18 protein-coding genes and 1 tRNA gene are annotated in these 22,938 nt (G+C 51.9%); 7 read left to right on the forward strand and 12 right to left on the reverse strand.

All coding sequences use genetic code 11. The features are described from left to right. Nucleotides 1-313: 313 nt before the first annotated feature. The 3 genes from FH871_RS16155 to FH871_RS16165 form a co-directional block, all read right to left on the reverse strand. Complete coding sequence (locus tag FH871_RS16155; protein WP_133299773.1) at nt 314-1,396, reverse strand: lytic transglycosylase domain-containing protein; 1,083 nt, start codon at nt 1,394-1,396, stop codon at nt 314-316. 146 nt (nt 1,397-1,542) lie between these two features. Further along, nucleotides 1,543-3,675, reverse strand: coding sequence for a DNA helicase RecQ (gene recQ, locus FH871_RS16160; RefSeq protein WP_138992436.1), 2,133 nt, complete (start codon nt 3,673-3,675; stop codon nt 1,543-1,545). 49 nt (nt 3,676-3,724) lie between these two features. Next, on the reverse strand, nt 3,725-4,990 hold the full coding sequence (locus FH871_RS16165; RefSeq protein WP_138992437.1) for a carboxypeptidase-like regulatory domain-containing protein: 1,266 nt from the start codon (nt 4,988-4,990) through the stop codon (nt 3,725-3,727). Between the two features lie 289 nt (nt 4,991-5,279). Between FH871_RS16165 and FH871_RS16170 the strand changes: the two genes are divergently transcribed. Further along, nucleotides 5,280-7,193 carry a S9 family peptidase gene (locus FH871_RS16170; protein WP_138992438.1) on the forward strand — a complete coding sequence of 638 codons (1,914 nt, stop codon included), beginning with the start codon at nt 5,280-5,282 and terminating at the stop codon, nt 7,191-7,193. A gap of 6 nt (nt 7,194-7,199) precedes the next feature. Here FH871_RS16170 and FH871_RS16175 read toward each other — a convergent pair whose 3' ends face one another. The 5 genes from FH871_RS16175 to asnS all read right to left on the reverse strand — a co-directional run bounded on the left by FH871_RS16175 (nt 7,200) and on the right by asnS (nt 16,803). After that, complete coding sequence (locus FH871_RS16175; protein ID WP_138992439.1) at nt 7,200-8,399, reverse strand: cytochrome-c peroxidase; 1,200 nt, start codon at nt 8,397-8,399, stop codon at nt 7,200-7,202. Between the two features lie 460 nt (nt 8,400-8,859). Beyond that, nucleotides 8,860-9,426 carry a hypothetical protein gene (locus FH871_RS16180; protein WP_138992440.1) on the reverse strand — a complete coding sequence of 189 codons (567 nt, stop codon included), beginning with the start codon at nt 9,424-9,426 and terminating at the stop codon, nt 8,860-8,862. 53 nt (nt 9,427-9,479) lie between these two features. Continuing rightward, nucleotides 9,480-11,126 (reverse strand): SusD/RagB family nutrient-binding outer membrane lipoprotein, encoded by a 1,647-nt coding sequence (locus tag FH871_RS16185; protein ID WP_138992441.1) that lies wholly within the window; start codon nt 11,124-11,126, stop codon nt 9,480-9,482. Between the two features lie 78 nt (nt 11,127-11,204). After that, complete coding sequence (locus tag FH871_RS16190; RefSeq protein ID WP_306439239.1) at nt 11,205-14,414, reverse strand: SusC/RagA family TonB-linked outer membrane protein; 3,210 nt, start codon at nt 14,412-14,414, stop codon at nt 11,205-11,207. A 934-nt stretch (nt 14,415-15,348) separates the two neighbouring features. Then, the gene (gene asnS, locus FH871_RS16195) at nt 15,349-16,803 is read right to left on the reverse strand and encodes an asparagine--tRNA ligase (RefSeq protein WP_138992442.1); all 1,455 of its coding nucleotides are present in this window, start codon (nt 16,801-16,803) and stop codon (nt 15,349-15,351) included. A gap of 256 nt (nt 16,804-17,059) precedes the next feature. Here asnS and rpoN point away from each other — a divergent pair, with 256 nt between their 5' ends. The 5 genes from rpoN (at nt 17,060) to FH871_RS34180 (ending at nt 20,817) form a co-directional block, all read left to right on the forward strand. Beyond that, the gene (gene rpoN, locus FH871_RS16200) at nt 17,060-18,514 is read left to right on the forward strand and encodes an RNA polymerase factor sigma-54 (protein WP_114405090.1); all 1,455 of its coding nucleotides are present in this window, start codon (nt 17,060-17,062) and stop codon (nt 18,512-18,514) included. Between the two features lie 68 nt (nt 18,515-18,582). Beyond that, a complete protein-coding gene (locus FH871_RS16205; protein WP_229317326.1) occupies nt 18,583-19,272 on the forward strand; it encodes a hypothetical protein in 690 nt (229 codons plus the stop codon). Between the two features lie 112 nt (nt 19,273-19,384). Continuing rightward, the gene (locus FH871_RS16210) at nt 19,385-20,179 is read left to right on the forward strand and encodes an enoyl-CoA hydratase/isomerase family protein (protein ID WP_138992443.1); all 795 of its coding nucleotides are present in this window, start codon (nt 19,385-19,387) and stop codon (nt 20,177-20,179) included. Between the two features lie 72 nt (nt 20,180-20,251). Further along, nucleotides 20,252-20,328: transfer RNA gene (locus tag FH871_RS16215), tRNA-Arg, on the forward strand. A 234-nt stretch (nt 20,329-20,562) separates the two neighbouring features. Further along, nucleotides 20,563-20,817, forward strand: coding sequence for an Arm DNA-binding domain-containing protein (locus FH871_RS34180; RefSeq protein ID WP_369008799.1), 255 nt, complete (start codon nt 20,563-20,565; stop codon nt 20,815-20,817). Here FH871_RS34180 and FH871_RS16220 read toward each other — a convergent pair. The 4 genes from FH871_RS16220 to FH871_RS34190 form a co-directional block, all read right to left on the reverse strand. Continuing rightward, entirely contained in the window at nt 20,767-21,105 is a 339-nt protein-coding gene (locus FH871_RS16220; protein ID WP_255516919.1) for a transposase, read from the reverse strand. The genes FH871_RS34180 and FH871_RS16220 overlap by 51 nt on opposite strands. Before the next feature lie 121 nt (nt 21,106-21,226). Continuing rightward, complete coding sequence (locus tag FH871_RS34185) at nt 21,227-21,421, reverse strand: hypothetical protein (protein WP_369008802.1); 195 nt, start codon at nt 21,419-21,421, stop codon at nt 21,227-21,229. A gap of 9 nt (nt 21,422-21,430) precedes the next feature. After that, nucleotides 21,431-21,658, reverse strand: coding sequence for a helix-turn-helix domain-containing protein (locus FH871_RS16230; RefSeq protein WP_138992445.1), 228 nt, complete (start codon nt 21,656-21,658; stop codon nt 21,431-21,433). Next, on the reverse strand, nt 21,625-21,771 hold the full coding sequence (locus FH871_RS34190) for a helix-turn-helix domain-containing protein (RefSeq protein WP_369008800.1): 147 nt from the start codon (nt 21,769-21,771) through the stop codon (nt 21,625-21,627). The genes FH871_RS16230 and FH871_RS34190 overlap by 34 nt, the downstream gene beginning before the upstream one ends. 274 nt (nt 21,772-22,045) lie before the next feature. Between FH871_RS34190 and FH871_RS16235 the strand changes: the two genes are divergently transcribed. Next, nucleotides 22,046-22,822, forward strand: coding sequence for a hypothetical protein (locus tag FH871_RS16235; RefSeq protein WP_138992446.1), 777 nt, complete (start codon nt 22,046-22,048; stop codon nt 22,820-22,822). Nucleotides 22,823-22,938: the final 116 nt, after the last annotated feature.

The following is a 22,938-nucleotide window of genomic DNA, read 5'->3' on the forward strand; positions in this document are numbered from 1 at the left end:
CTCCCAATCGCTCATAAGAATGGCCCCGCCAGGGGCTTAACAGCGAAGCGTCGGTAGCTAAAGAGAATGACCCGATTTTTTTGCGTGCCATCAGGTACGCAACAGCCCTGTCTCTGCCTGTTGTTAGGTACCTGACGGCACCTTGAAGATACAATCGCCTGATCGATCTACCGACGCTTCGCTGTTAAGCCCCTAATAGGGCTGAATTCTATGCTTTTGCGCATTCTCTGTATAAAACCTTAAAGGTTGGGGTTTTACCAACGAAAAAAGGGACGCGAGCGTCCCTTTTTTCGTTGGTAAAACATTTCGGTTACTATACCCAGTCCCAATCGAAAAGGGGTTGCATTTTGCGTTTGGCGGCCAGGAAAACCTGCCACAGCCGCGTCCGGCGGAACCGCAACACCCGCAGACCCAGCAATCCGGCCATCGCCGTCGGGGTTTGGGCGGCAGAAGCCGTCATCGACGTGGAACCGGCATCCGAAGCACCGCTGGTGTCTTCCGATTCACCGATGATTTGCGCGAGGGCTTCTTCCAGCAGATTCCGGCTGCGTGGCCCCCAGGTAGGCTCGGGTTCGAGACCCGGTTCGCCGGAGGCATGGATAATGGGTTCAACACCCGGCTGGAAACGCTCGCCCGGTAAAGGCCGGGTCAGGTCGGCCAGCACGGCGGGGCTCAGCATATCGCTGTACATCCTGGGGCGGGTCAGCAACTCTTTATAGGCCAACACACGATACAGATACGTACTGGTTTCGCGGTGGAGCCGCAGGTTGTAATAACTCCGGATGCCCTGCTGGTCGATACGGTTTTGAACGTGGGTAACGCCACTGTTGTAAGCGGCAGCCACCAGCGTCCAGGAACCCAATTCGCGGTGCAACTCACGCAGGTACCGGCAGGCGGCCACGGTCGACTTATAAAGATCCCTCCGTTCGTCGAGTCCATGTCTGACAATCAGACCATTGTCGCGGGCGGTTTGGGGCATCAGCTGCCAGTATCCACCAGCGCCCTTGGGGGATGTGCTGGTGCCCGACAAGTCGCTTTCAACCAATGGCAAGTACTTAAAGTCTTTGGGAATGTTGTACTTGGCCAGAATGGGTTCGATAACCGGAAAAAACTTTACCGCTCGTTTCCGAAGCCGGAGCAGATAATCCCGATGACGGGATTGTTTGAGCAAAACCGTTACCCAACGTCTGGTAACGTTGGATTGCCGAAGGGGAACAAACTCCCCGCAAAATTGTACGGGTTGTAAACTTTGGATCGTTTCGGTTCCCGGCAACCTTACACTAACGGTGCCATTGGAATGGGACGTAAACTCTCTTGAATGTACGTCCAAAGGTGCCGACAAACCGATGGTTTTAAGCGTCGACAGCATCAGAATAATACTTGCTTCTTTTATCAAAACAGACTTAGTTGTTGTTTACGTCAACACGACGGTCACGGTTTAATAAAAAGTCATTCATACGAAGCTAGTTGATTTTCTGGACTTTACCAAATTCAGGTCTGTATAAATTACTAAACGGCAATCCTACTAACGCCATAGAATACTCAGAGAATACGGCCGAGCAGGGCGGCCACAATCCGGATTTTGGTGTAATCGTAGCGCCCCTGCAACGCGTCATACACGGGCTTTAACGCGTTGTTTTCCACGCCCACCCGGGCAATGGCCCGCTCAATCTCAAGGCGGTCGGCGGTGTCGACCAAACCGGCCAGATCAACCTCATATCCGTTGCCGGCGAGGTAGATTAAATGCATCGCGATGGTCGACGAAGACAGCTTCCGCTCCTCCGCAATTTCGTCAACGGTTTTACCCTGCTGGTAGAGTTCGAAGGTCAGCAAATGCGTTGATCCTTTCAAGGTCGTGCCTTCGCGCGCCTGTCCGGTGAGAAACCCGGCAATGACTTCCATGAACCGTTTCCCGAACAATTGCAGCTTCCGGTCTCCCACCCCGCTCACGTTTCGGAAGGCTTCGGGCGTGGTGGGGCGCAGGCGGCTCATTTCTTCCAGCGACGAATCCGTGAAAACCACATACGGCGGCACGTTCTGTTCGTCGGCCAGTTGTTTCCGCAACACCCGCAACCGCTCGAAGAGATCGTCGCGAACCGTTTCGGTTTTGGTCTTCGGTTTTTGTTCGGATTTGAGCTGGGCCGCATCTTCCGGTTTGATCAGTTGAATTTTCCGATCCTGAAACAAAACCGCATCCGCCAGAATCCCGCGTCGCAACGAATAGTGGTCGTCGTAAGCAATTTCAATAACCCCGATGTTGATCAGTTGCTGGATGTAACTCCGCCACTCGTCAAATTTCAGATCACTGCCCGCGCCGTAGGTTTTAATCAGGTGGTAATTATTTTGCATCACCGTCTGGTTCCGCGAACCGCGCAGGACGTCGATCAGCGTGTTGACCGGCACCTGTTCCTTCAGCCGAACAATCGCCGAGAGGGCTTTCTGGGCCAGCACGGTGCCGTCGAACATCACCCGTGGGTTCTGGCAGACGTCGCAGTTGCCGCAGGGTTCGGTGAGTTCTTCCGAAAAGTAACTCAGCAAAACCTGACGCCGGCACGAATGCGCTTCGGCATACTGCTGAATCCGCTCCAGCTTCGCCATTTGCAACCCCAGATTGGCCGGGGCATTTTCGGACAGCATTTCCTTCCAGCTTGCCACGTCGGCAAAGCTGTAGAACAGAACCGTATCGGCGGCAGAACCGTCGCGCCCGGCCCGGCCGATTTCCTGGTAAAAGCTTTCCAGGTTTTTGGGCATGTTATAATGAATCACCCAGCGCACGTTGGACTTGTCGATGCCCATGCCAAAGGCAATGGTGGCGCAGATGATGCGAATATCGTCCCGAACAAACTCTTCCTGCGCCTGCGAACGGCTTTCGGCACTCATCCCGGCGTGGTAATACCCGGCCCGGTAGCCCTTTTCCTGCAGTTTGGCCGCCAGGCTTTCCGTCGATTTCCGGCTCTGGCAATAGATAATGCCGGAATTGTCGGGTTGCAGGGCCAGAAACCGCTCGATCTGCTGAATGCGTTTCAGTCCGGGTAATACCTTCAGGCTCAGGTTCGGGCGGTTGAAAGATGCTACAAAAACCGCCGGGTCGTTCAGGTGAAGCTGGTTGATGATGTCCTGGCGGGTCAGTTTATCGGCGGTGGCGGTCAGCGCAGCCACCGGCACGTCAGGAAATTGCTTTTTCAACATCGCCAACTGCGTGTATTCCGGGCGGAAATCGTGCCCCCACGACGAAATACAGTGCGCTTCGTCGACTGCAAACAAGCTGATTTGCAAGGTTTTCAGAAACACGAAAAACGACTCCGACAGCATTTTTTCGGGCGAAACGTAGAGGAGTTTCAGCTTGCCCGCCTGGCAATCCTGCTCAATTTCCCGCTGCTCGCGGCTACCCTGCGTGCTGTTCAGAAAAGCCGCCGGAATCCCGTTCAGCAACAGGGCCTCGACCTGGTCTTTCATCAGCGCAATCAGGGGCGACACCACCACGCAAACGCCTGGTTTCATCAGCGCCGGAATCTGAAAGCACACCGACTTTCCTCCGCCCGTCGGCATCAGCACGAGCGAATCGCGGCCGTCCAGCAAGGTCCGGACGACGGTTTCCTGCATGGGCCGGAACCGGTCGTAACCGTAATATTGCTTCAGAAAATCAACGGGATTCAGTGTTTCTGTTTCGTTCATTGGTTTTGTTATCTACTGCCCCCGCCCCCTAAAGGGGAGAGGACGCTGCTTACTCCGGATGGTTCCGCGCCCTCTCCCCTTTAGGGGGCGGGGGCAAAATCAATCGTTCGGCATTCGTCAGCAGAATGGTGTTGAAATTCCCCCAAAAGCGGTCGTCCAACTTTCCGGTCTGCTTCGGCAGGTTTTCGGTGGTTGTCAGCACCTCCGTTTCCTGAACGGTCTGCCCGTTGGATCTGGCGTATTCACCAGTGCCAAAATGCAGGGCAATGACCGCCATCATCGGCGAATTCGTGGCTACCGAAAACTGCGTTTCCAGCACCAGCCGCGCGTCCTGCAAAAACCATTTGCCGTTCAACTGTCGATACTGGCTGTGGCTATAAATCCGCTTTACGTCCTTCTTCGACCGACCGGTCAGGTTCTCAAAAACCGCTTTCAGGTTGGTCTTCAACACCTCTCCCGCGGCTTCGGGCGTAAATTCATACGCAATCCGGACAATGGCCCGGCTGGCGGTATCGATCAACACTTCGCCTTTCCGGGCTGCCCGAACCCGCCGACCCACCACCGGCGCAAAGACCAGCCGGTAAGCCGGGCGGTTGTCGCAGCCGGTCAGAACCGAATCCAGCCGGAATTCGTAATCGTTCAGGTTGTCGCCGTCCCAATACTCCGGTGGCCCCAGCTCCATGCTGCGCGTCACAATAGCGGCTCCGTTCGGAAACGCGTATCCTTCCAACGCTTTCGGCAGCGAATTCCGTACAGCCTGCCGCCCTTTCACCAGTTTTACTTTTTCCGGCAATTCGGTTTGCACGCTGGGCAGCTTTTCCACTTTCAGAATGGCTTCCCGTACGTTCCAGCAAGCGGTATCGGTCGATAGCATCTCGCGGTAAAAACCGGTCAACACAGTTGGTGTCGCCTGAAAATTGGTACGGATGGCTTTCAGGGCCGAAAAAACCAGCAACCGCCCGTCGGTTTGCTTCCGGAACGAAACCGCCAGTGGGGGGCTGACCACGGGTTCCAGCCTAATGACAACGGAATCGACCGGTTTCAGGTTTCGGAGGGGCAGAACGGTATTCTGATAGCCTGCCGCCGAAATGACGCCATCCTTCTGCGAATCGATTTTAGGGTAGTTCAGCAAAAACCGCCCTTCCCGATTCGCCAGCGTCCCCCAGGCTTTGCCACTGACGCCGACGTAGGCAAATTCGACCGGCTTTCCCGTCGCTTGGTCCACAACCTGGCCTTTCATCTGCTGATAGCCCTGGCCGAATGAGCCTTGTATCCCCGCCAACAGGAAGTAAAAAACGCCTAAAAACCGCTTCATCCGGTGAAAATTAAAGAACACAAAACCGGGTTCAAGAGAGCCGGACAAACCTGGTTCAGTTTTCAAAAATACAAAATCCGGCCCGTTTTTCCCCTAAAACTGGCCGTAAACATAAGGCAAGTTTTTGGTTGCCTGTACAAAAAATGACAATAGTTTTTCCAAGTAACAATCTACTTTTTATCAGTTCCACCGGGCGATTCCACACACTGGAAACGGACCAGGGCGTGCGCCGTCTAAAAATGCCGGATTATCCGTATGTTTGAAGCCGAAAGACTTCTTCTGATTTCCCATGAAAAAAACAGGATGGCTGGGCGGCTTCTTGCTGCTCTCACTGGCCACGCAGGCGCAAAATCCGCTCACGCCCGAACAACTCTGGCAATGGGGCCGGGTGTCGGGGCTGGGCATTTCCAAAAACAAAAACGCGGTACTCTATTCCGTCAGTACCCCCAATGCGGAGGAAAACAAAAGTGCGCGCAAAACCTACACAATACCGCTAACCGGGGGGCCGGCGACCGAAATTTCGAACGCCGACAGCTTGCTGGTCAACACCAAGATTTCGTCCGATGGCAAGTTTATCATCAGCAGCGAAGCCGTAAAACTGGAAGACATTGCCAGCACCGACAAATATCCCGATCTGAAAAAATCGAATGCGTATGTCTACACCTCACTGAATTACCGCCACTGGGATACGTGGGAAGACGGCAAATACGATCACGTTTTCGTGGCTCCGCTGGTGAACGGAAAGCCGGGAGCAGGGAAAGACATTATGCCGGGCGAAAAGTTCGACTGTCCGCAAAAACCCTTCGGTGGCGACGAAGATTTTATCTGGAATCCCGACGGCAAACACATCGTGTATGTGACCAAGAAGAAAACCGGTACGGCCTACGCGGTTAGCACCAACACCGACCTGTACGAATACGACATTACGACGGGAACGACCCGGAATCTGACCGAAGAAAACAAAGGCTACGACGTCAATCCCGACTACAATGCCAAAGGGCAACTGGCCTGGCTGCAAATGAAACGCGACGGGTACGAAGCCGACAAACAGGATTTGATCGTCTGGAACGGCGTCACCAAAATGAACCTGACCGGACAACGGGACGACCTTCACGTTCAGGGGTTTAAGTGGAGCCAGGACGGTTCGTCGCTTTTCTTCACGGCGCCCATCGACGGCACGATTCAGTTGTTCAGGGTGACGTATCCGGGCCTCACGAAAATGATGCCGATCATTACGCAGCTTACCAAAGGCGATTTCGATGTCACCGGCATCGTCGGGCAATCGGCGAATACACTCGTCGTTTCCCGCACCGACATGAACCACCCCACCGAACTGTTCACGGTCGATCTGGCCAACGGCGCCATGACGCAGCTCACCCACGTGAACGATGCCGTGCTGAAAACCACCGGAATCTGCAAAACCGAACGCCGTTTTGTGACGACAACCGACAACAAAAAGATGCTGGTGTGGGTCATTTATCCGCCCGGTTTCGACGCGTCCAAAAAATACCCCACCTTGTTGTACTGCCAGGGTGGTCCGCAGTCGGCGCTAACCCAGATGTATTCGTACCGCTGGAATTTCCAGTTGATGGCGTCGCAGGGTTACATCGTGGTGGCACCGAACCGCCGGGGGATGCCGGGCCACGGCACCCAGTGGAACGAGCAGGTGAGCAAAGACTGGGGCGGGCAGGTGATCCGGGATTATCTGAGCGCCATCGATGCCGTTTCCAAAGAACCGTATGTGGACAAAAACCGTCTGGGCTGCGTCGGTCCGAGTTTTGGCGGTTATTCAGTTTTTGCACTGGCGGGGGTTCACAACAAGCGGTTTAAATCCTTCATTTCGCACGACGGCGTCTTTGATTTCAAGAGCATGTACGGCACCACCGAAGAGCTGTTTTTTGTCAACTGGGACTTTGGCGGATCGTATTGGGACAAAAAGAACGCAGCAGCCCAGCGGACTTACAGCCAGTCGCCAAGCAACTTCGTAGACCGCTGGGACACGCCGATTTTCATCATTCAGGGGGGCCGCGACTACCGTGTTCCGATCGAGCAGGGTTTGCAGGCCTTCCAGGCCGCCCAATTGCGGGGCATCAAGAGCAAATTGCTCTATCTGCCCGACGAAAACCACTGGGTGCTAAGTGCGCAGAACGCACTGGTGTGGCAGCGGGAGTTTTTTTCGTGGCTGCAGGAGACGTTGAAGTAAACCCGTTCAGTCCACATTGCCTTTGACTTTCAGACCGCTGGGGACGCGGGTCGGCACGGTTTTGTCGAAGGTGTCGTCATTGAGCGTGTTCAGGAATTCAACGATGCCGGAAATGTCGCGGAAATTCACGTTCATCTGCGTGGCCAACGGGTCCATCTGGCGGGCCGAAACGTGCGGATTGGGGAGTTTGCCGCCCGAAATGTCTTCGTAAAACTGCAGGACGTGTTCCAGCGTGACGAATTTCCCGCTGTGCATATAGGGAGCCGTGTAGCGAAGATTGCGCAGGGTCGGCGTCCGAAAAGCGTAGTCATTGTTAATACCGGCATCCGATTCTTTCCGGTTTTGCGTGTCGGGAACGCCCAGGGTGTGCAGTTTAAAGTCGGACAGCATGGGGCCGTTGTGGCATTTGGCACAGCCGGTTCTCAGAAACAGATTCAGCCCCTCTTTTTCACTCAGTGACAGTGCGTTGCTGTCGCCCCGCATATACTGATCGAAGCGGGCGTTGTTGGCCACCAGCGTTCGTTCGTAGGCAGCAATTGCTTTCGCCATGTTTTTGGCGTGAACCGGGTTTGTTTCACCCGAAAATGCTTCGGAAAACAGTGTCTGGTATTCGGGAATTTTTCGAATTCGGTCGATAATTTCGTCGAGAACCGCTTCTTCCGCGAACGAATGGCCGCGCATTTCTTCCAGCGTTGTGATGGGCAGTAAGGCCTGTTCTTCCAGACTTTTGGCGCGCATATCCCAGAACATAGGAGCCAGCCGGGGATCATACTCCCCGTGGTTTTGGATGCCGTTAAAAGCCGTATTCAGAACGGACTGAGAGTTTCGTTTGACGAATGGAATGGTGTTCGGAAGCCGGAACTGCCGTTTGCTGTCGCTGCCGGTTCCGTTGACGCCAATGGAGGTTTCCAGAAATTCAGCGTAGTTAAATTCCGGCTGGTGGCAGGTAGCGCAGGCGACATCCCGGTTGCCGGACAAAATCGGGTCATAAAACAGAAACCGCCCCAACTCAACTTTTTTTGCATTCGTGGGGTTGTCCGGTGGATCGATCACCGATTTCGGCAAAGCCCCCAAAACGGCGATTGATTCCGAGATTCTCTTTTCCCGCTTCTGCTCCGCGTCCTGATTTCGGCCACAGGAGGCCATAACAAAAAGCAGGATACTCAGCATCGGCAAGGAAAATCCATTGGAAAAAGAGCACTTCATGGGCCATCCATACGGGTATTCACTCCTGACCAAAGCCGCTGGCTCTCAGAATTTACTACTTCAATGGCCGATTTTTTCACCGCCCTTTCGCCTAATCCTGATCCAAGCTTTCGAGAAAAGACTAACGCAAGGCCGATTGACGAAGAGGTACCGCCTGGAATGATGAAAATAATTAAACCGCTTACGTTCCTATTTTATAAAAATTTAAATCATATTTTATAAAATTCCAACCACTTTTTATTATATATTTTATGCTTCAATTTTTAGTGGAAATATTTCATTATATTCCCTATATTTTTTTAGGTTAATGATATGTTTAAAGCTTAAACTTTCTGGGTTTAAGCTTTATTTTTTACATATATATGTATTCATAGAATCCTGTTTTGTACAAATGTCTATTAAAAAGAAAAAAGGGCGAATCTCCCTGAGGTGATCCGCCCTTTTTAAAAATACAAAACCGTTAATTTACCACATTCAATCGATACGCAAAGGGTGAACTATAAAAGGCTCCGCCGGTAATATTGACACCGGTATTGCTGGCCGTATACGATTTCCCATTCGTTAATTTCATCACGGCGGTTATGTCAAACCGATCACCGGCTGAGATGTCCGTTAAGGCCAGTTTTGTTGCGGCCAATGCTTCGGCTCCCGTTACGGAAATGGTGGCTCGCGGATACCCCGTTTTGGCATCTTTCGCAAAGGCCGAAGCGGCAATGGACTTCAGGGCGACTGCCGTTGTGGTTTTGGTTCCGTTGGCCGGAGTCGCGTCTACAAAGGCAATGGACAAATCGTAGGAAGCAAACAAAGCGCCCTGGTTCGGGGTGACCGCTTCCGCCACAATCTCCATTTTCGTACCGCTCATATTGGCTTTGCTGGCACTAAACGTTGCATTGGTCACAGGATAGGGCGTCACCGTCCGGACATACCCGCCCTGCTCCATGCTGGATTCATCAATCCGATCAATTATGTCTGTTTTACAGGCCATTGCGAACAATCCTAAAAACAGAAAGATCATCTGGTTTTTCATCTAATTATGTTTTTAATAAATGATCAAAGTTCTTTCATAACCTCGAAACCGGGTTATTTCAGCATCCCGGCCGGGTTGTTGTCCCAGAAAACCGAGGTCGTTACATTGGCTTTCTGCACCGCTTTGGCATTCCGGGTGATGTAGGAAGCCGGGTAATAGTATGAGCGGGGAAAACCGCCCGGACTGGGGTCGAGCGCCGGTTGCTGGTTGGATGGCTTGCCCGTTCGGCGATACAGGTTGTAGCTTTCGATGCCGTTTCCGTGCAAGGCCAGCCAGTATTCCGTTCCGATGATGTTCAGTTTCTGGGAATTAGTCGTGGCGGCATCGTAGTCGGCCAGGACTTTGGTGACGTACTTCGTCACTTCGGTAGCCCAGACCGTGCCACTTGCGGCTTCGAAGGTGGCGATTTTGCCGGCTTCGTTGGTGCCCAGCGCCAGGGTTCGCACATCCGCCATCGATTTTTCAATTGCCGATTTCAGCAGGTCTTTCGCCACGCCGGTTGTGCCTAAAGTCAGGGCTGACTCGGCCAGCATGAAGTCCACAAAAGACCGCATCATGATGGGATGAATGCCCGCTCCGCCCCCACCGGCACCCAGCGAAACCGGGACACCCGCATCGTTGTCGAAGGAACCACCCGCCGGATAAACACCCCAGGCCGTCCGCAACAACCCATCGGGTGGAATCCCTTCGTTGCTCAGGTGATCGCGGCCCCAGTAGCCCACCGTCGACGGCAGGCAGAACACATCCGAGTCTGAATAATGCGCGGGTTTTGAGTTGTTCACACACCGCAAGGCATTGACATCCGTCGGATTTTTGATCGTCTGGCGGTAGAAGTAATACCGAATGCGCGGGTCCGGAAAACCTTTGGATGAATACAGCGTTCCCATGTACGAATTCGACTGGTAATCACCGCCCCCGGTCGACGAATACTGCCCTCCGTAGCGGGGATGGCGGGTATCCGGATTGGTCAGGTTGGTACCGAATTTGAAGGCAAAGTTCTGCGTCGCCGTCGAAATCAGTTTCCCCCCGGCAATCAGCGAATTGATGGCGGTGGTTGAACCCGCAGCGTCGGTCAACCGCATATTGAGGTAGACTTTCAATTTCAGCGTGTTGGCAAACCGCGTCCAGCTATCGGCATTCCCGGCATACAACAAGTCGTTGGTAGCTCCGGCTTTGGAGGTAGCGGCAAAGTTCTTGATGGCTTCGTCCAGTTCCGTCAGCGCCGATTTGTAGATCGTAGCGCCCGCATCGACACCCGGGTTAAAGTTGGTCGGGTCGATCGCTTCCGTGTACGGGACATCCCCAAACGCATCCACCAGATTGATCAGAACGGAGGCCCGCAACGTCCGGGCAATACCGGCATGAACGAACAATTCCGCCTTTTCGGCCAGGGGAATGAGGGTTTTCACGTCCGTCAGAATGGCCGCGTAGGCCGTAGTCCAGGCACCGTCGAAGTTGCCCGGCGAAACCGCATTGTCATAAATGGCCGAACCCTGGTTGAGCATCCGGGTCAGTCGCATACCCGGATCACTCAGCGAGTTAAAGTGACCGGCGTAGCTCAGCTCGATTTGATTGAGCAGGTAGTTGATGTCGGTATTACTGGTCGTTACCGCATTCGGATTATCCAATAAATCCAGCTTGCAGGAATTCAGTACGACCAGACACAAAACCAACAAGGTTGTGCTTATTTTCTTGATCATCGGTTGATTGATTTATTTTTTGAATGAATGATGAAGCACTTAACGTGCGTCATTCAGCGTCTTTAGCCGGTTTTTGGATTAGAAAGTCAGCCGCAACGTTCCGCCAAGCCGTTTGGAACTCGGCCCCGTCAGAAACTCGAAGCCCATGCCATTGCCGACCCCCAGACCCAGGTTATCGGTATCGAAGTTGAGCCCCTTCGGAATGTGGATCGCTCTGTACCAGAGGTTATTACCCGTCAACGAAACGGAAATGCCTTTGAAAAAGGTCTTGCCCAGCAGTTTCTTGGGTAACTGGTACGACAGCGATACTTCCTGCAAACGGATGGTAGAACCGTCGTAAATCCGGCCTTCATCCCCGAAGAAATAGTAGTTGTTAAAATAGAAATCCGAAGCCGTGATCTGAATGTCGTTCGGGGTTCCATCGGCCAGTTTGACGCCGGGAATCACGAGCGTTTGCGCCCGGTCGAACCCGGTTTCCAGACCAATGTCGGTGGTCATGCCCCGACCCAGCAAGGCACCCGCCGTGGAGGCATACATGGCTCCGCCGTGCCGGTACGACATCATCACGTTGAGCGATAAGCCTTTGAAACTAAATTCGTTGATGAGGCTGCTCGTAAACGCCGGGTTGGGATCGCCCAGGACAATCGGCGAGGTGGTCGCCAGCAAATACCCACCGGCATCGATCAGATACTGCCCCTGCCCGTTCCGACGGAAACCGGTGCCTTTGATAACGTTAAAGGGCTGACCCACAACGGCATAATTACCCAGCGTTCCGCCAAAACCGGCCACCTGAACTTCCTGTAACGTACCACCCAGGTCGAGTACTTTAGGCCGGTTGCGTGAGAAGACGCCCGTTACGCCCCAGGAGAAATCGCCCACTTTGACGGGCGTTGCCGACAGGCTGATTTCGATGCCTTCGTTCCGGATTTTCCCGATGTTGATCGTCGTGGCGGTATAGCCCGTCGATGCATCCAGGGGTGTACTGGTGATCAAATTCCGGGTGTTGCGCTGATACGCCGTGACGTCAAAGTTGAGGGCGTTGTTGAAAAGCCGCCCTTCGATGCCCAGCTCCACTTCGGTGTGCAACTCGGGTTTCAGGTTGGCGTTGCCGAGTCCGTTGTCGACCGAGTGGGTTTGTACCGTTGCCCCGGACGAGGTCAGCCACGCTCTGGCGTTCTGATTCAGCACGTTGCGGGTGCTGTAGGGATTGGGGAAACCGGCGGAAGTTCCAACACCCGCCCGAACCTTCAGGAAGTTGATCAGGTTGCTGGACTGCAAGCCTTTAAAAGCCGATGTCGGCACGAACGAGACACTGGCGGAGGGATAAAAAATCCGGCGGTTCGGTGTTTCCACGGTCGAGGTCCAGTCGTTCCGGCCGGCCAGGTTCAGAAACAAAAAGTCGTTGATGTCGGCGGTTATCTCACCAAAGATCCCAATCCGGGTTTGTTCGGTCATGCCATCCGCGGCAACGTTGTCGATGAAGTTGTTGTGTCGGAACAGATTCCGGGCCAACTGATTCTGGCTCGTCACGAAAAGGCCGTTCGTGACGTCATTCCGCATGTTACCGCCAATCCGTCCCGACAAAACGACCCCGTCGTTGATCGATTTGTTGTAGGACAAGATCATGCTGTTATCCCAGATCGTATTCTGGATATCATACGTATTATAAAAACCGTTTACAAAATCAACGCCCCCCTTGTTGAACTTGTATTCCTGCTTTTCAGTGTAGGTATCCAACCCGACTTTGTAGACAAGGATCAGGTCTTTCGCAATATCATAGTTAATAGAGGTGGTAGCAAAAAGCCGGTTCACAACGCCGGTTGTCTTGTAGTTTTTTAAAATCCAACGGGGGTTGGGAATGTCATTGCCACTCCGAAAATAAACGGAACTGGCATCGACCGGATTCTCATAAGGCCAGCCCATCAAGTCCACCTGACGCGGTGTATACATCACGTTGGCCAGTACCGACGGATATCCACCCAGCGAGTTGTTTCCGGTTCCGGCGTTCAGGGGGGGCGAATACTGATCGGTGCGGGCAAAGTTGAACGACGAAATGATGTTCACTTTTTTGCTCAACTGCGCATTCAGGCCTAACCCCAGGTTGAGTTTGGTCAGCCCGTTTTCCGGGATGTAACCTTCTTCCTTGTTGTAACCGGCCGAGAGGTTGAAGCTCACTTTTTCGCCCCCGCCCGACACATTCAGGGACGTGTTGGATATTTTGCCGGTGCGGAAAAAGTCCTTCACGTTGTTCGGATAGACCTGCATGGCATACGGGCTCACCGACGCAACATACGGAGCCAGAGCCGCCCGCGTGGCCGCCACACTCAGAAAAGCGTAGGGGTGCTGGGTCAGGGCCGTGTTGGTGTTCTGCGATGGATAAATGGCGGCTTCGGCCAGGGTGGGTCCCCAGTTGCTGAAGAAGTAGCCCAGGTTCTGCTGAAAACCGCCGACGTAACTATTCTGATAATCGGGAAGGTGAGCGGTATTGGTAAAGAACGACTGCGTCAGGCTCACTTCGGTTGCCCGCGCTTTTCTGCTGCCGTTTTTGGTCGTTACCAGAATCACCCCGTTTCGCCCCTGATCGCCGTAGGTAACGGTGGCTGCCAGCCCTTTCAACACGCTGATGTTTTCGATGTTGTTCGGGTCCAGATCCAGAAACCGGCTGGAAGCCGACTGACCGCCCCCCGTAAAACCGCCCCGGGAGTTGGTGCTGGAGTTGAACGGAATGCCGTCGACCACAAACAGTGGCTGGGTGGAACCCGTAATGGACGAATAGCCCCGGATCGTGATGTTGGTGCCGGTTCCAGACACGCCCGAGGTGGCGGTGATGTTGACGCCCGGAATTTTGCCCTGTAACACCCGCCCGACATCGGCCTGCGGACGGTCGGAAATCTGTTTGCTTTCTACCGTGGTGACCGCGTAGCCCAGTGCTTTTTTCTCCCGGACAATGCCCTGGGCCGTTACAACAATTTCCTGCAACTGCCGGGCGTCCGATACCAGGACTACATCGACCGTCGAGCGGTTTCCGACCGGCACTTCCTGGGTGATCATGCCCACAAAACTGAAGACCAAAACCGGATTGCTGCCCGATACATTCAGGGAGTAGGCTCCGTTTCCGTCGGTGTTGCCACCGATGGTGGTTCCCTTGCTGACAACCGAAACGCCGGGGAGTGGCGTCCCGTCTTCATCCGACCTGACGACCCCGCTGATCTTTCGATCCTGAGCCTGGGCGCATACCCAGGTCGTACAAGCCATTAACAGGCTTAATAATAAATGTTTCTTCATCATTAGTTATGGTTAAGATTGAGCGACTGTTAAAAACAAACGCCGTTAAATGTAAAAATTAAAAAAACAGTAAAACAAGGAAGAGTCGGTTTCCAAATCAAACTCGTCAATTTTGTACAAGTCTGTGCAAAATATGTATAAATGTAACCCATGAACAACTATTAAATTTTGCAATTTTGGCAAATCACAAAATAAAACTCAATAGGCGCACCTCTCCCATTTTCCCGAATAAAGATAATTTTTTCGGGAATTAACCAAACGAAAACAGCACGGTATGGAATGGGGATTTATGCTCGTATGTTCAAATTAATAAATGAATAAAAGCATTTATTTTTTGCATTATTTCTGCTTTTATCAATTATAACGAGCGCACGTTAATCTCATAACGATACAACATATGGGTATAAGCAACCGCTATATGCAGTAATCGTCATGAATTAATCAGGCAAAAAAGGGGTTTAGGAAAACAGGATTGTACGCAGTTTTTCAGTATAAAAGACGCCAAAAGTCTCTTACTGAAAATCCCGTTAAAATATTTAAGACATACCCATAGGTTAAGGGCATCAGCAGCGAATCGGCTTGTCTGTTCGAAACTCAAGCCTTCAATGTGGTGAGAAGTCCCGTCGTTTCAGACAAAATCTTCTGTGTTCATTAGTAGACAGGTACTACGGATGTATTTCCAGGCCGGTTTTTCCGATTGTAGATCCTGTTCGTCAGCAAGTACGAATGAATTTGGAAAAGTGTTGCACTGGATTCACTAAAAGTAGCAAAAAGGAGACCAATTGTCAAGAAGCGTGACAGGAACTCTTTAGGAAAAAGGAGATGAGCGAAAGCGAAACCGGGTTATCAGACGTGAGCCCTGAAAGAGCAAAGCCAAAAAAAGGAGAGAAGCCCGAAAACCGGTCCCTCTCCCCTACTGGCATTCAGGTATTTTTGCTTAAAATTCGGCGCTCTTGGGCGTTCTGGGGAACGGAATAACGTCGCGAATGTTGCTCATCCCGGTCACGAACAACACCAGCCGCTCGAAGCCCAGGCCGAAACCGGAGTGCGGAGCGGAACCAAACTGACGGGTTTCGAGGAACCACCAGATTGTGGCCGGATCGATACCCACCTCCTGAACCCGCGCCAGCAGTTTTTCATAATCATCTTCGCGCTGCGAACCGCCGATGATTTCGCCGATGCCGGGAAACAACACGTCCATCGCCCGCACCGTGGGTCCGGGAGCTGCCGACGATTCATCGTCCTGCTTCATGTAGAACGACTTGATTTCGCGGGGGTAGTTGGTCAGGATCACCGGTTTTTTGAAGTGCTTTTCGACCAGGAACCGCTCGTGTTCGGATTGCAAATCGATGCCCCAACCAACGGGATACTGGAACTTCTTCTCTTTGTGCGGTTTCGACTGCAACAGGATGTCGATTGCTTCGGTGTAGGTCAGACGCTGAAAGTCGTTTTTCACCACAAAATCGAGCTTTTCGAGCAGCGGCATGGGGCTGCGGTCGGCCTGCGGTTTTGACTTTTCCTCGTCGATCAGGCGGTTTTGCAGAAAGGCCAGATCGTCGGCGCAATGTTCCAGGGCGTAGCCGATGACGGATTTCACAAAATCCTCAGCCAGGTTCATGTTGTCTTCCAGTTCGTAGAACGCCATTTCCGGCTCGATCATCCAGAACTCGGCCAGGTGGCGCGTGGTGTTGGAGTTTTCGGCGCGGAAGGTCGGCCCGAACGTATAGATTTTCGACAGCGCCAGCGCGCCCAGTTCGCCTTCGAGTTGCCCCGAAACCGTCAGGTTGGTTTCGCGACCAAAGAAATCCTGTTTGTAGTCGATAGCGCCCTCGTCCGTCCGCGGCAGCTTGTCCAGATCCAGCGTCGTGACGCGGAACATCTCCCCCGCCCCTTCGGCATCGGATGCGGTGATGATGGGCGTGTGGAGGTAGAAAAAACCGTTGTCGTTGAAATACTGGTGAACGGCAAACGCCAGCGCGTGCCGGATGCGCAGCACGGCGGCAAAGGTATTGGTGCGGGGGCGCAGGTGGGCGATTTCGCGCAGAAACTCCATCGAGTGTTTCTTGGGTTGCAGCGGAAATTTGTCCGGGTCGGCGGGTCCGTAGATATGAATATCAGTTGCTTTTACTTCCACTTTCTGCCCCGACCCCATCGACTCCACCAGCGTTCCGGTGATGGCGACACACGCGCCCGTGGTGACCAGCCGGATGGTTTCTTCACTGAACTGCCCCGGTTCGGCAACCGCCTGAAGGTTGTGGATGGTCGAACCGTCGTTGATGGCAATGAAAATGGCATTTTTACTTTCCCGCTTGGTTCGAACCCAGCCCTTGACGGTGATGGTGTGGCCGGTCGTTTCAGACGCGAGTAATTGTTTGACAGGTAGAAGACTCATTCTGAAAAGTAATAAGTGAAAGACGGTGGTAAAGTTACGGCATTCGGTGAAATATGACGTAGTTACTTCAAGAATGAAAAATCCACTTACTAAAAAATATAACCACTAAAGTACTGATTATCAGACCACGGTGCATACCGATACAAAATTAAGTAGGACGCAAAACATTTTTTTTTAAAATTGGTCTGGAATTTGATAGGCGCGACCACATGTACCCGAGTCAGGAATTTGTGGTCTCCGAATATAGTATGTGATTATGCAAAGACTCAGCCTTACCCAATCTCTTCAGCAAAAGCTGTCTCCTCAACAGATTCAGTTTATCAAACTGTTGCAGATTCCGACTGCCGAACTGGAAACCCGTGTTGAAGAAGAACTGGAAATCAACCCGGCGCTGGAAGAAGGACCCGATACCGAATTCGAAGAAACCAACAACGACGACCCGTTTTCGGATGACTACGACGACGATTACAAAGAGCGCAACGACGACGTTGATCTGGGGAGTTATCTGAACGAAGATGACTACAACGGGTATAAAATGCAGGGAGACGGCAATTATACCGAAGAAGACCGTGAAATGCCGGTGGCAAACCGCTCGACGCTCACCGACACCCTCATGCAGCAGTTTGGATACCTGAACCTCGACGAACGGCAGGAAATCATTGGCATGCAGCTCATTGGCAGCATCGAAAACGACGGCTATATCCGGCGGTCGATGCAGGCCATTGTGAACGACCTGGCGTTTTCGCACAGCATCTTTACGGATACGGACGAACTGGAAACGGTTTTGAAACGGATTCAGACCTTCGATCCGCCGGGCATTGCGGCCCGGTCGCTCCAGGAATGTCTGCTGCTGCAACTGCACCGGAAAGACGCCGGCGACCCGGCCGTTCCGCTGGCCATCCGGATCATCGAAGACCTTTTTGAAGAGTTTTCCAAGAAACATTACGACAAGATCCAGAAACGGCTGAATATCAGCGAAGAGCAGCTTAAAAAAGTCATTCAGATCATCACCAAACTGAATCCGAAACCGGGTTCGGTCGAGGGCGAAGACGGCGCGGTGCAGTACCTGATTCCGGATTTTATACTCTCCAACAACGCCGGCAAAATCGAACTGACGCTCAACTCCCGGAATGCCCCCGAACTCCGCATCAGCCGGTCGTTTGCCGAAATGCTGGATACGTACGAGAAAAGCGACAAAAACAACCGTTCGCTGAAAGAAACCGTGTCGTTTGTCAAGCAGAAGCTCGATGCCGCCAAGTGGTTTATCGACGCCATCAAACAACGCCAGGCCACGCTGCTGAAAACGATGAACGCCATCGTGAAATTTCAGTACGATTTTTTTCTGGAAGGCGACGAAACCAAGCTCCGCCCGATGATTCTGAAGGACATCGCCAACCTCATCGACATGGATGTTTCGACGGTTTCGCGGGTGGCCAACAGCAAGGCCGTGCAGACTGAATTCGGGATTTATCCGCTCAAATACTTTTTCTCGGAAGGCATCGCGACCGATTCGGGTGAAGACGTCAGCAGCCGCGAAGTGAAAAACATTCTGAAGGAATTTATCGACCACGAGCCCAAAGGCAATCCGCTTTCGGACGATAAACTCGAAAAAATGCTGAATGAGCGTGGCTACAACATTGCCCGGCGGACTGTCGCCAAATACCGCGAGCAATTGAATATCCCGGTTGCCCGGTTGCGGAAACAATTGTGAGCGTTTTCAGTTTTTGGGTTTTACAAAGTCGATGCGCTCAAATCGCCAGGCTTTGTTAATTTTGCGAAATGATTGACGAGCAACGGTTGGCCGAAGACCGAAAACCGAACACTGAAACGTTGAATACGACGCTTGCCCGGGCTTTATCGGCGGTTTTTCATCCGCTGCTGATGCCCACGATTCTGTTCAGCATCCTGCTGTTTGTCGTGCCGGGAGCGCTGGGTGTCAGCACCTTTGGCACCCCATTCAAACTAAGCCTGCTGCTGTTGATTGCCATCAGCACTTTTTTTGTCCCGGCTTTTCTGATTTATTTTCTTTACCGCACGGGCTACGTTCGCAGCCTGCACATGAACGAGTTGCAGGACCGTCGGCTGCCGTATTTCATGACGGCGTTGCTCTACACCACCGCGACGCTGCTGTTCGCCTTCCGGCTGCCCCAACTCTCGGACATGGCGCCCGAAATCGGCATCGTGCTGGGGAGCATCACGGTATCGGTGACGCTCGTCGGCCTGATCAGTCTGTTCTGGAAAATCAGCGCCCACAGCGTCGGCATCAGCGGCATGGTGGGGGCATTGCTTGGTATTGCCATCAAATCCGGTGAACTCACGTTGCTGTATCCCCTGCTGGCCCTCATCATTCTGGCGGGACTGCTGGCCAGTGCCCGGCTGCACCTGAATGCCCACACTCCCACGCAAATTGCCGCCGGAATGGGCCTGGGGCTGGTGGTGAGCCTGGTGACGGTGCTGTGGCTGGTTTGAAATTAGTTTACGGTATTCGGTTTATGGTTTACGGTGGCTGACGCGTGTTGGCTAGCGCAATCTTAATCGGGCATCAACCACCGTAAACCGAATACCATAAACCCTTAAAATCATGTACGAACACCTTCTTTTCTCCGTTTCGGACGGTATTGGCCGGATCACCCTCAACCGGCCGCAGGTTCACAACGCACTCAGCCCGTCGCTGATTCAGGAAATCACACACGCGGTGGAAGCCGCCGGGGCCGACGAAGCGGTGCGGGTGGTGGTGCTGACCGGCGCGGGCGACAAAGCGTTTTGTTCCGGGGCGGATTTGAAGGAAGCGGCTGGTGAGTTTCAAAACGAAGGCGGTTTTTCGATGGGCGACCTCCTGCGGGCAACCTATCACCCGATGGTTCGGGCCATTCGGAACCTCCCCAAACCGGTGATTTGCCGACTCAACGGTGTGGCCGCCGGAGCGGGTTGTTCGCTGGCGCTGGCTTGCGATGTGGTCATTGCCACGAATGAATCCTATTTATCGCTGCTGTTTGTCGGCATCGGTCTGATGCCCGACGCCGGCTCGACGTTCTTTCTTCCGCGCCTACTGGGGTCCCAAAAAGCGTTTGAGTTGTGCAGCACGGGACGGCGGGTCTACGGCCCGGAAGCCGAGCAACTCGGACTGGTGACGCGCTCGGTTCCGGCAGCGGAACTGGATGCGGTGGTGGCCGAAACCGCCGGATATTACGCGACAGCTCCTACGCAGGCCATCGGTTTGATGAAATTAGCCCTGAATCAATCCGTCTACACCGATCTGGAGACGCAACTGGAGCAAGAAGCTCAGTATCAGAACCAACTGGGTCAGTCGCACGATGCAGTTGAGGGTATTCTGGCGTTTTTGCAAAAGCGAAAGGCGGTTTTTACGGGAAAGTAGGCAATAAATTTCCGGCTGTCTTTTTGAATCTTATCTTTTTTGTCTTACTTTTGCAGTCCCAACACGGGAAAAGCATTCGTAGCTCAATTGGATAGAGCACCTGACTACGGATCAGGAGGTTTGGGGTTCGAATCCCTACGAGTGCACCAGAAATAGTAAAATCAGCCCCAAAAGCCCGTTTTTAGCGGGCTTTTGACGTTTTTACCCCCCATCATTCTCAGCTTCAAAAATTTATTCCGGTATTTTTTGGGGTACACCTGCTTTTCATCCGAGGTACTACGTTTTAACATCATTGTTGTCAGACACAAAAATGGTAGGTTTGGATTTGGATTCCTTTTTTAAGTAACTCAAAACCACTGTTTTAGTAACATGTACCGTAAAAAATGCGTACCCTTTTTAAATTACGCCGTAATAAGCAAAACCGCGAGGCCGCTGCCATTATTTATTGTCGGATAAAGGTGGATGGCATTCATTCCAATGACTTCTCAACGTTTATCAAAGTATTACCCTGCGAATGGAATTCGGAGGGGCAGCGGGTCAAAGGGGACACAGTAGCTGCTACTGACATTAAATTATTGATCTGTGAATTAGTCTATAATAAATGCTATTTCTTTTTTATTGAAGAACGCATTGATTAACGTAGGGTTTTTCTCTAACCGTTTGACTTGCTCAAGAATGGCTATGGTCAACTCATCTAAATTGGTAAATACTTGGTTTTTCAGGTTGCCTTTAAGTTGGTTCCAGACCAACTCGACAGGGGTCAATTCAGGACTATGAGCCGGTAAACGTTCTAAATGAATCCGCCTGGGACGTTCACGCAGTAACGCCTTAACAGCTTCGCTTCGATGAATGGCTGCTCCATCCCAGATGACCAGCAAATCCCGCTTCCGGTAGCGCCTGCAGAGTTGACTTAAAAACCAGACAATGTCTGCCCCCTAAAGGGCTGATCTTGCCCCGCTACATAAATTCGACCGTTAAAATTCAGATATGCACGACCGGCTTGCGCAAGGAGTATCGGCGTTTGGCCTCTTGGCGCCCAGCTATGGGCTAATAAAGGCAGCAAATAACAGGCGCATTCATCGATATAGACGATGACACGCTGCTCATCCTGGGCTTTTTCGCTTCGGTGATCCGATTGAGTTCAGGTAACTGCTCAGTACGCCATTGATTAACCGCTTCTGTATTCTGTTGACGAGCTTTGGGCTGGCGTTTCTGACGACTCCAGCCTACTTTTTTTAGAATACGGCCAACTTAAGACGGATCGTAACTGATGCCGAATAACTTTTTAATCACCGCATTGACCCGAGGTCGCGTCCAGATTGCCCCCTGAAAGCCATGCTGCTCTGGTCCTTTCTTAAGCTCGGTGACCAGTTCGGTAAGTTGATCCGCCGACAAGCGAGTCGGTGCGCCCGTGCGTTTGCCTTCCAGTAAAGCGTCGGCACCCTTCAAATGGTATTTTTCAGGGTTTGGATGACCCAACTTTGAGTTAAGCCGAATGCCTGAGCAATCACTGTCTGCTTCCAGCCTGCTTGATTGAGTTCGACGCAGCGCCTTCGCAGCGCTTCATAGTCACTTTGTTTGCAGCATGCCATGGTAAAAGCAAGTTACAACTATTATAGACTTATTCACACGTCAATAAACGAAACGGACCTGGCAGGCCTGCGATGGGACCAAAAAGTCCACATCAATGGAACGGACTATTTCGTGCTGAGTGTGACCGTTAGCCTACCGATCAAAAAACCGGCGGAGTGCCTACTCGTTCGGGCTTGAAATCAGGGAGTTCTTACTATTCCTCTAAATCCTTATCTTGCCAGGAATTTGATTGTCATTTGATTTAATTTTACAACCGTTTAACCTTATTGAGAAATGCGTTATTGGATTCTGTTTACAGTTTTTCTACTGTCACTCGGTATAGTGGATAAAACCCGGGCCCAAGCTGAATTCTCAGAAGGCACCTTGATTTACCGGATCGATACGGTACGTCGTCTTGAACTTCACCCATCATCGTACCTGCCAGTCCAGTTTAAGCTTTATAAGAAAGCCGATCTAATCCGGGTTGAAACACAGTATGTCAATATGGCTGATTCAACCGACCGAAAAAGAATGATCGAGATTAGAAACCAGAAAGGAATCTACTCCGTGTTGGAAGAGAAGCCTTCTATTCCGATTGATTCATTGGTAAAAAAGCTTTCCATGTCTAAAGATAGTCTGTTAAAGGTATTTCCATGGATGAACGAGTTTGCGTTATTCTCCTCATACGAAGAAGAAAAGATAAGCCGATCAACTGCTGCCTTACAAGGTCGATTAAAAACTTATACCGCTAAAAAAGTCGGCCAAAAATCTAGTTTATTATCGATGCCTACCGAGAAGTTTGTTCTTACAAGTTTGGATAAAAGCGATTCACTAAATATTCAAGTGACTCAAGCTATAAGCGCTCCTGTTGGGCTGTTTTTCGAACCACTCCGGAAGATTGCAGGGACGCCACTTCAGTTTACGGATTCTCAGTATGGGTGGCATTACCGCTATACCATTGAATCAGTAAAGGCACAATCCTTGCCAGATGAGCTTTTTCAAATAGACCCAAAACTAAGGATACTGACGGATGAACAAATGTTACAGGAAACAAAAGAGCTTATAAAGTAGCAAAGGATTTTTGTTTTATATAAAGCAGTTGTAGATCGACAAGAATAGTACAAAATTTTTACTTTTTACACTTTTATTGGTCCGTGCATTAGTCCGTAATAAACCCAATTTCCTTT

Origin of the sequence: Larkinella sp. C7 (assembly GCF_006149005.1) — a bacterium.
Taxonomy (GTDB): Bacteria; Bacteroidota; Bacteroidia; order Cytophagales; family Spirosomataceae; genus Larkinella.

Bases quoted from the DNA above. Each gene is read 5' to 3' on its own strand.
- recQ (WP_138992436.1), bottom strand. From the start codon at position 3,675: ATGAACGAAACAGAAACACTGAATCCCGTTGATTTTCTGAAGCAATAT.
- FH871_RS16165 (WP_138992437.1), bottom strand. From the start codon at position 4,990: ATGAAGCGGTTTTTAGGCGTTTTTTACTTCCTGTTGGCGGGGATACAA.
- FH871_RS16170 (WP_138992438.1), top strand. From the start codon at position 5,280: ATGAAAAAAACAGGATGGCTGGGCGGCTTCTTGCTGCTCTCACTGGCC.
- FH871_RS16175 (WP_138992439.1), bottom strand. From the start codon at position 8,399: ATGAAGTGCTCTTTTTCCAATGGATTTTCCTTGCCGATGCTGAGTATC.
- FH871_RS16180 (WP_138992440.1), bottom strand. From the start codon at position 9,426: ATGAAAAACCAGATGATCTTTCTGTTTTTAGGATTGTTCGCAATGGCC.
- FH871_RS16185 (WP_138992441.1), bottom strand. From the start codon at position 11,126: ATGATCAAGAAAATAAGCACAACCTTGTTGGTTTTGTGTCTGGTCGTA.
- FH871_RS16190 (WP_306439239.1), bottom strand. From the start codon at position 14,414: ATGATGAAGAAACATTTATTATTAAGCCTGTTAATGGCTTGTACGACC.
- asnS (WP_138992442.1), bottom strand. From the start codon at position 16,803: ATGAGTCTTCTACCTGTCAAACAATTACTCGCGTCTGAAACGACCGGC.
- rpoN (WP_114405090.1), top strand. From the start codon at position 17,060: ATGCAAAGACTCAGCCTTACCCAATCTCTTCAGCAAAAGCTGTCTCCT.
- FH871_RS16205 (WP_229317326.1), top strand. From the start codon at position 18,583: ATGATTGACGAGCAACGGTTGGCCGAAGACCGAAAACCGAACACTGAA.
- FH871_RS16210 (WP_138992443.1), top strand. From the start codon at position 19,385: ATGTACGAACACCTTCTTTTCTCCGTTTCGGACGGTATTGGCCGGATC.
- FH871_RS34180 (WP_369008799.1), top strand. From the start codon at position 20,563: ATGCGTACCCTTTTTAAATTACGCCGTAATAAGCAAAACCGCGAGGCC.
- FH871_RS34190 (WP_369008800.1), bottom strand. From the start codon at position 21,771: ATGGCATGCTGCAAACAAAGTGACTATGAAGCGCTGCGAAGGCGCTGC.
- FH871_RS16235 (WP_138992446.1), top strand. From the start codon at position 22,046: ATGCGTTATTGGATTCTGTTTACAGTTTTTCTACTGTCACTCGGTATA.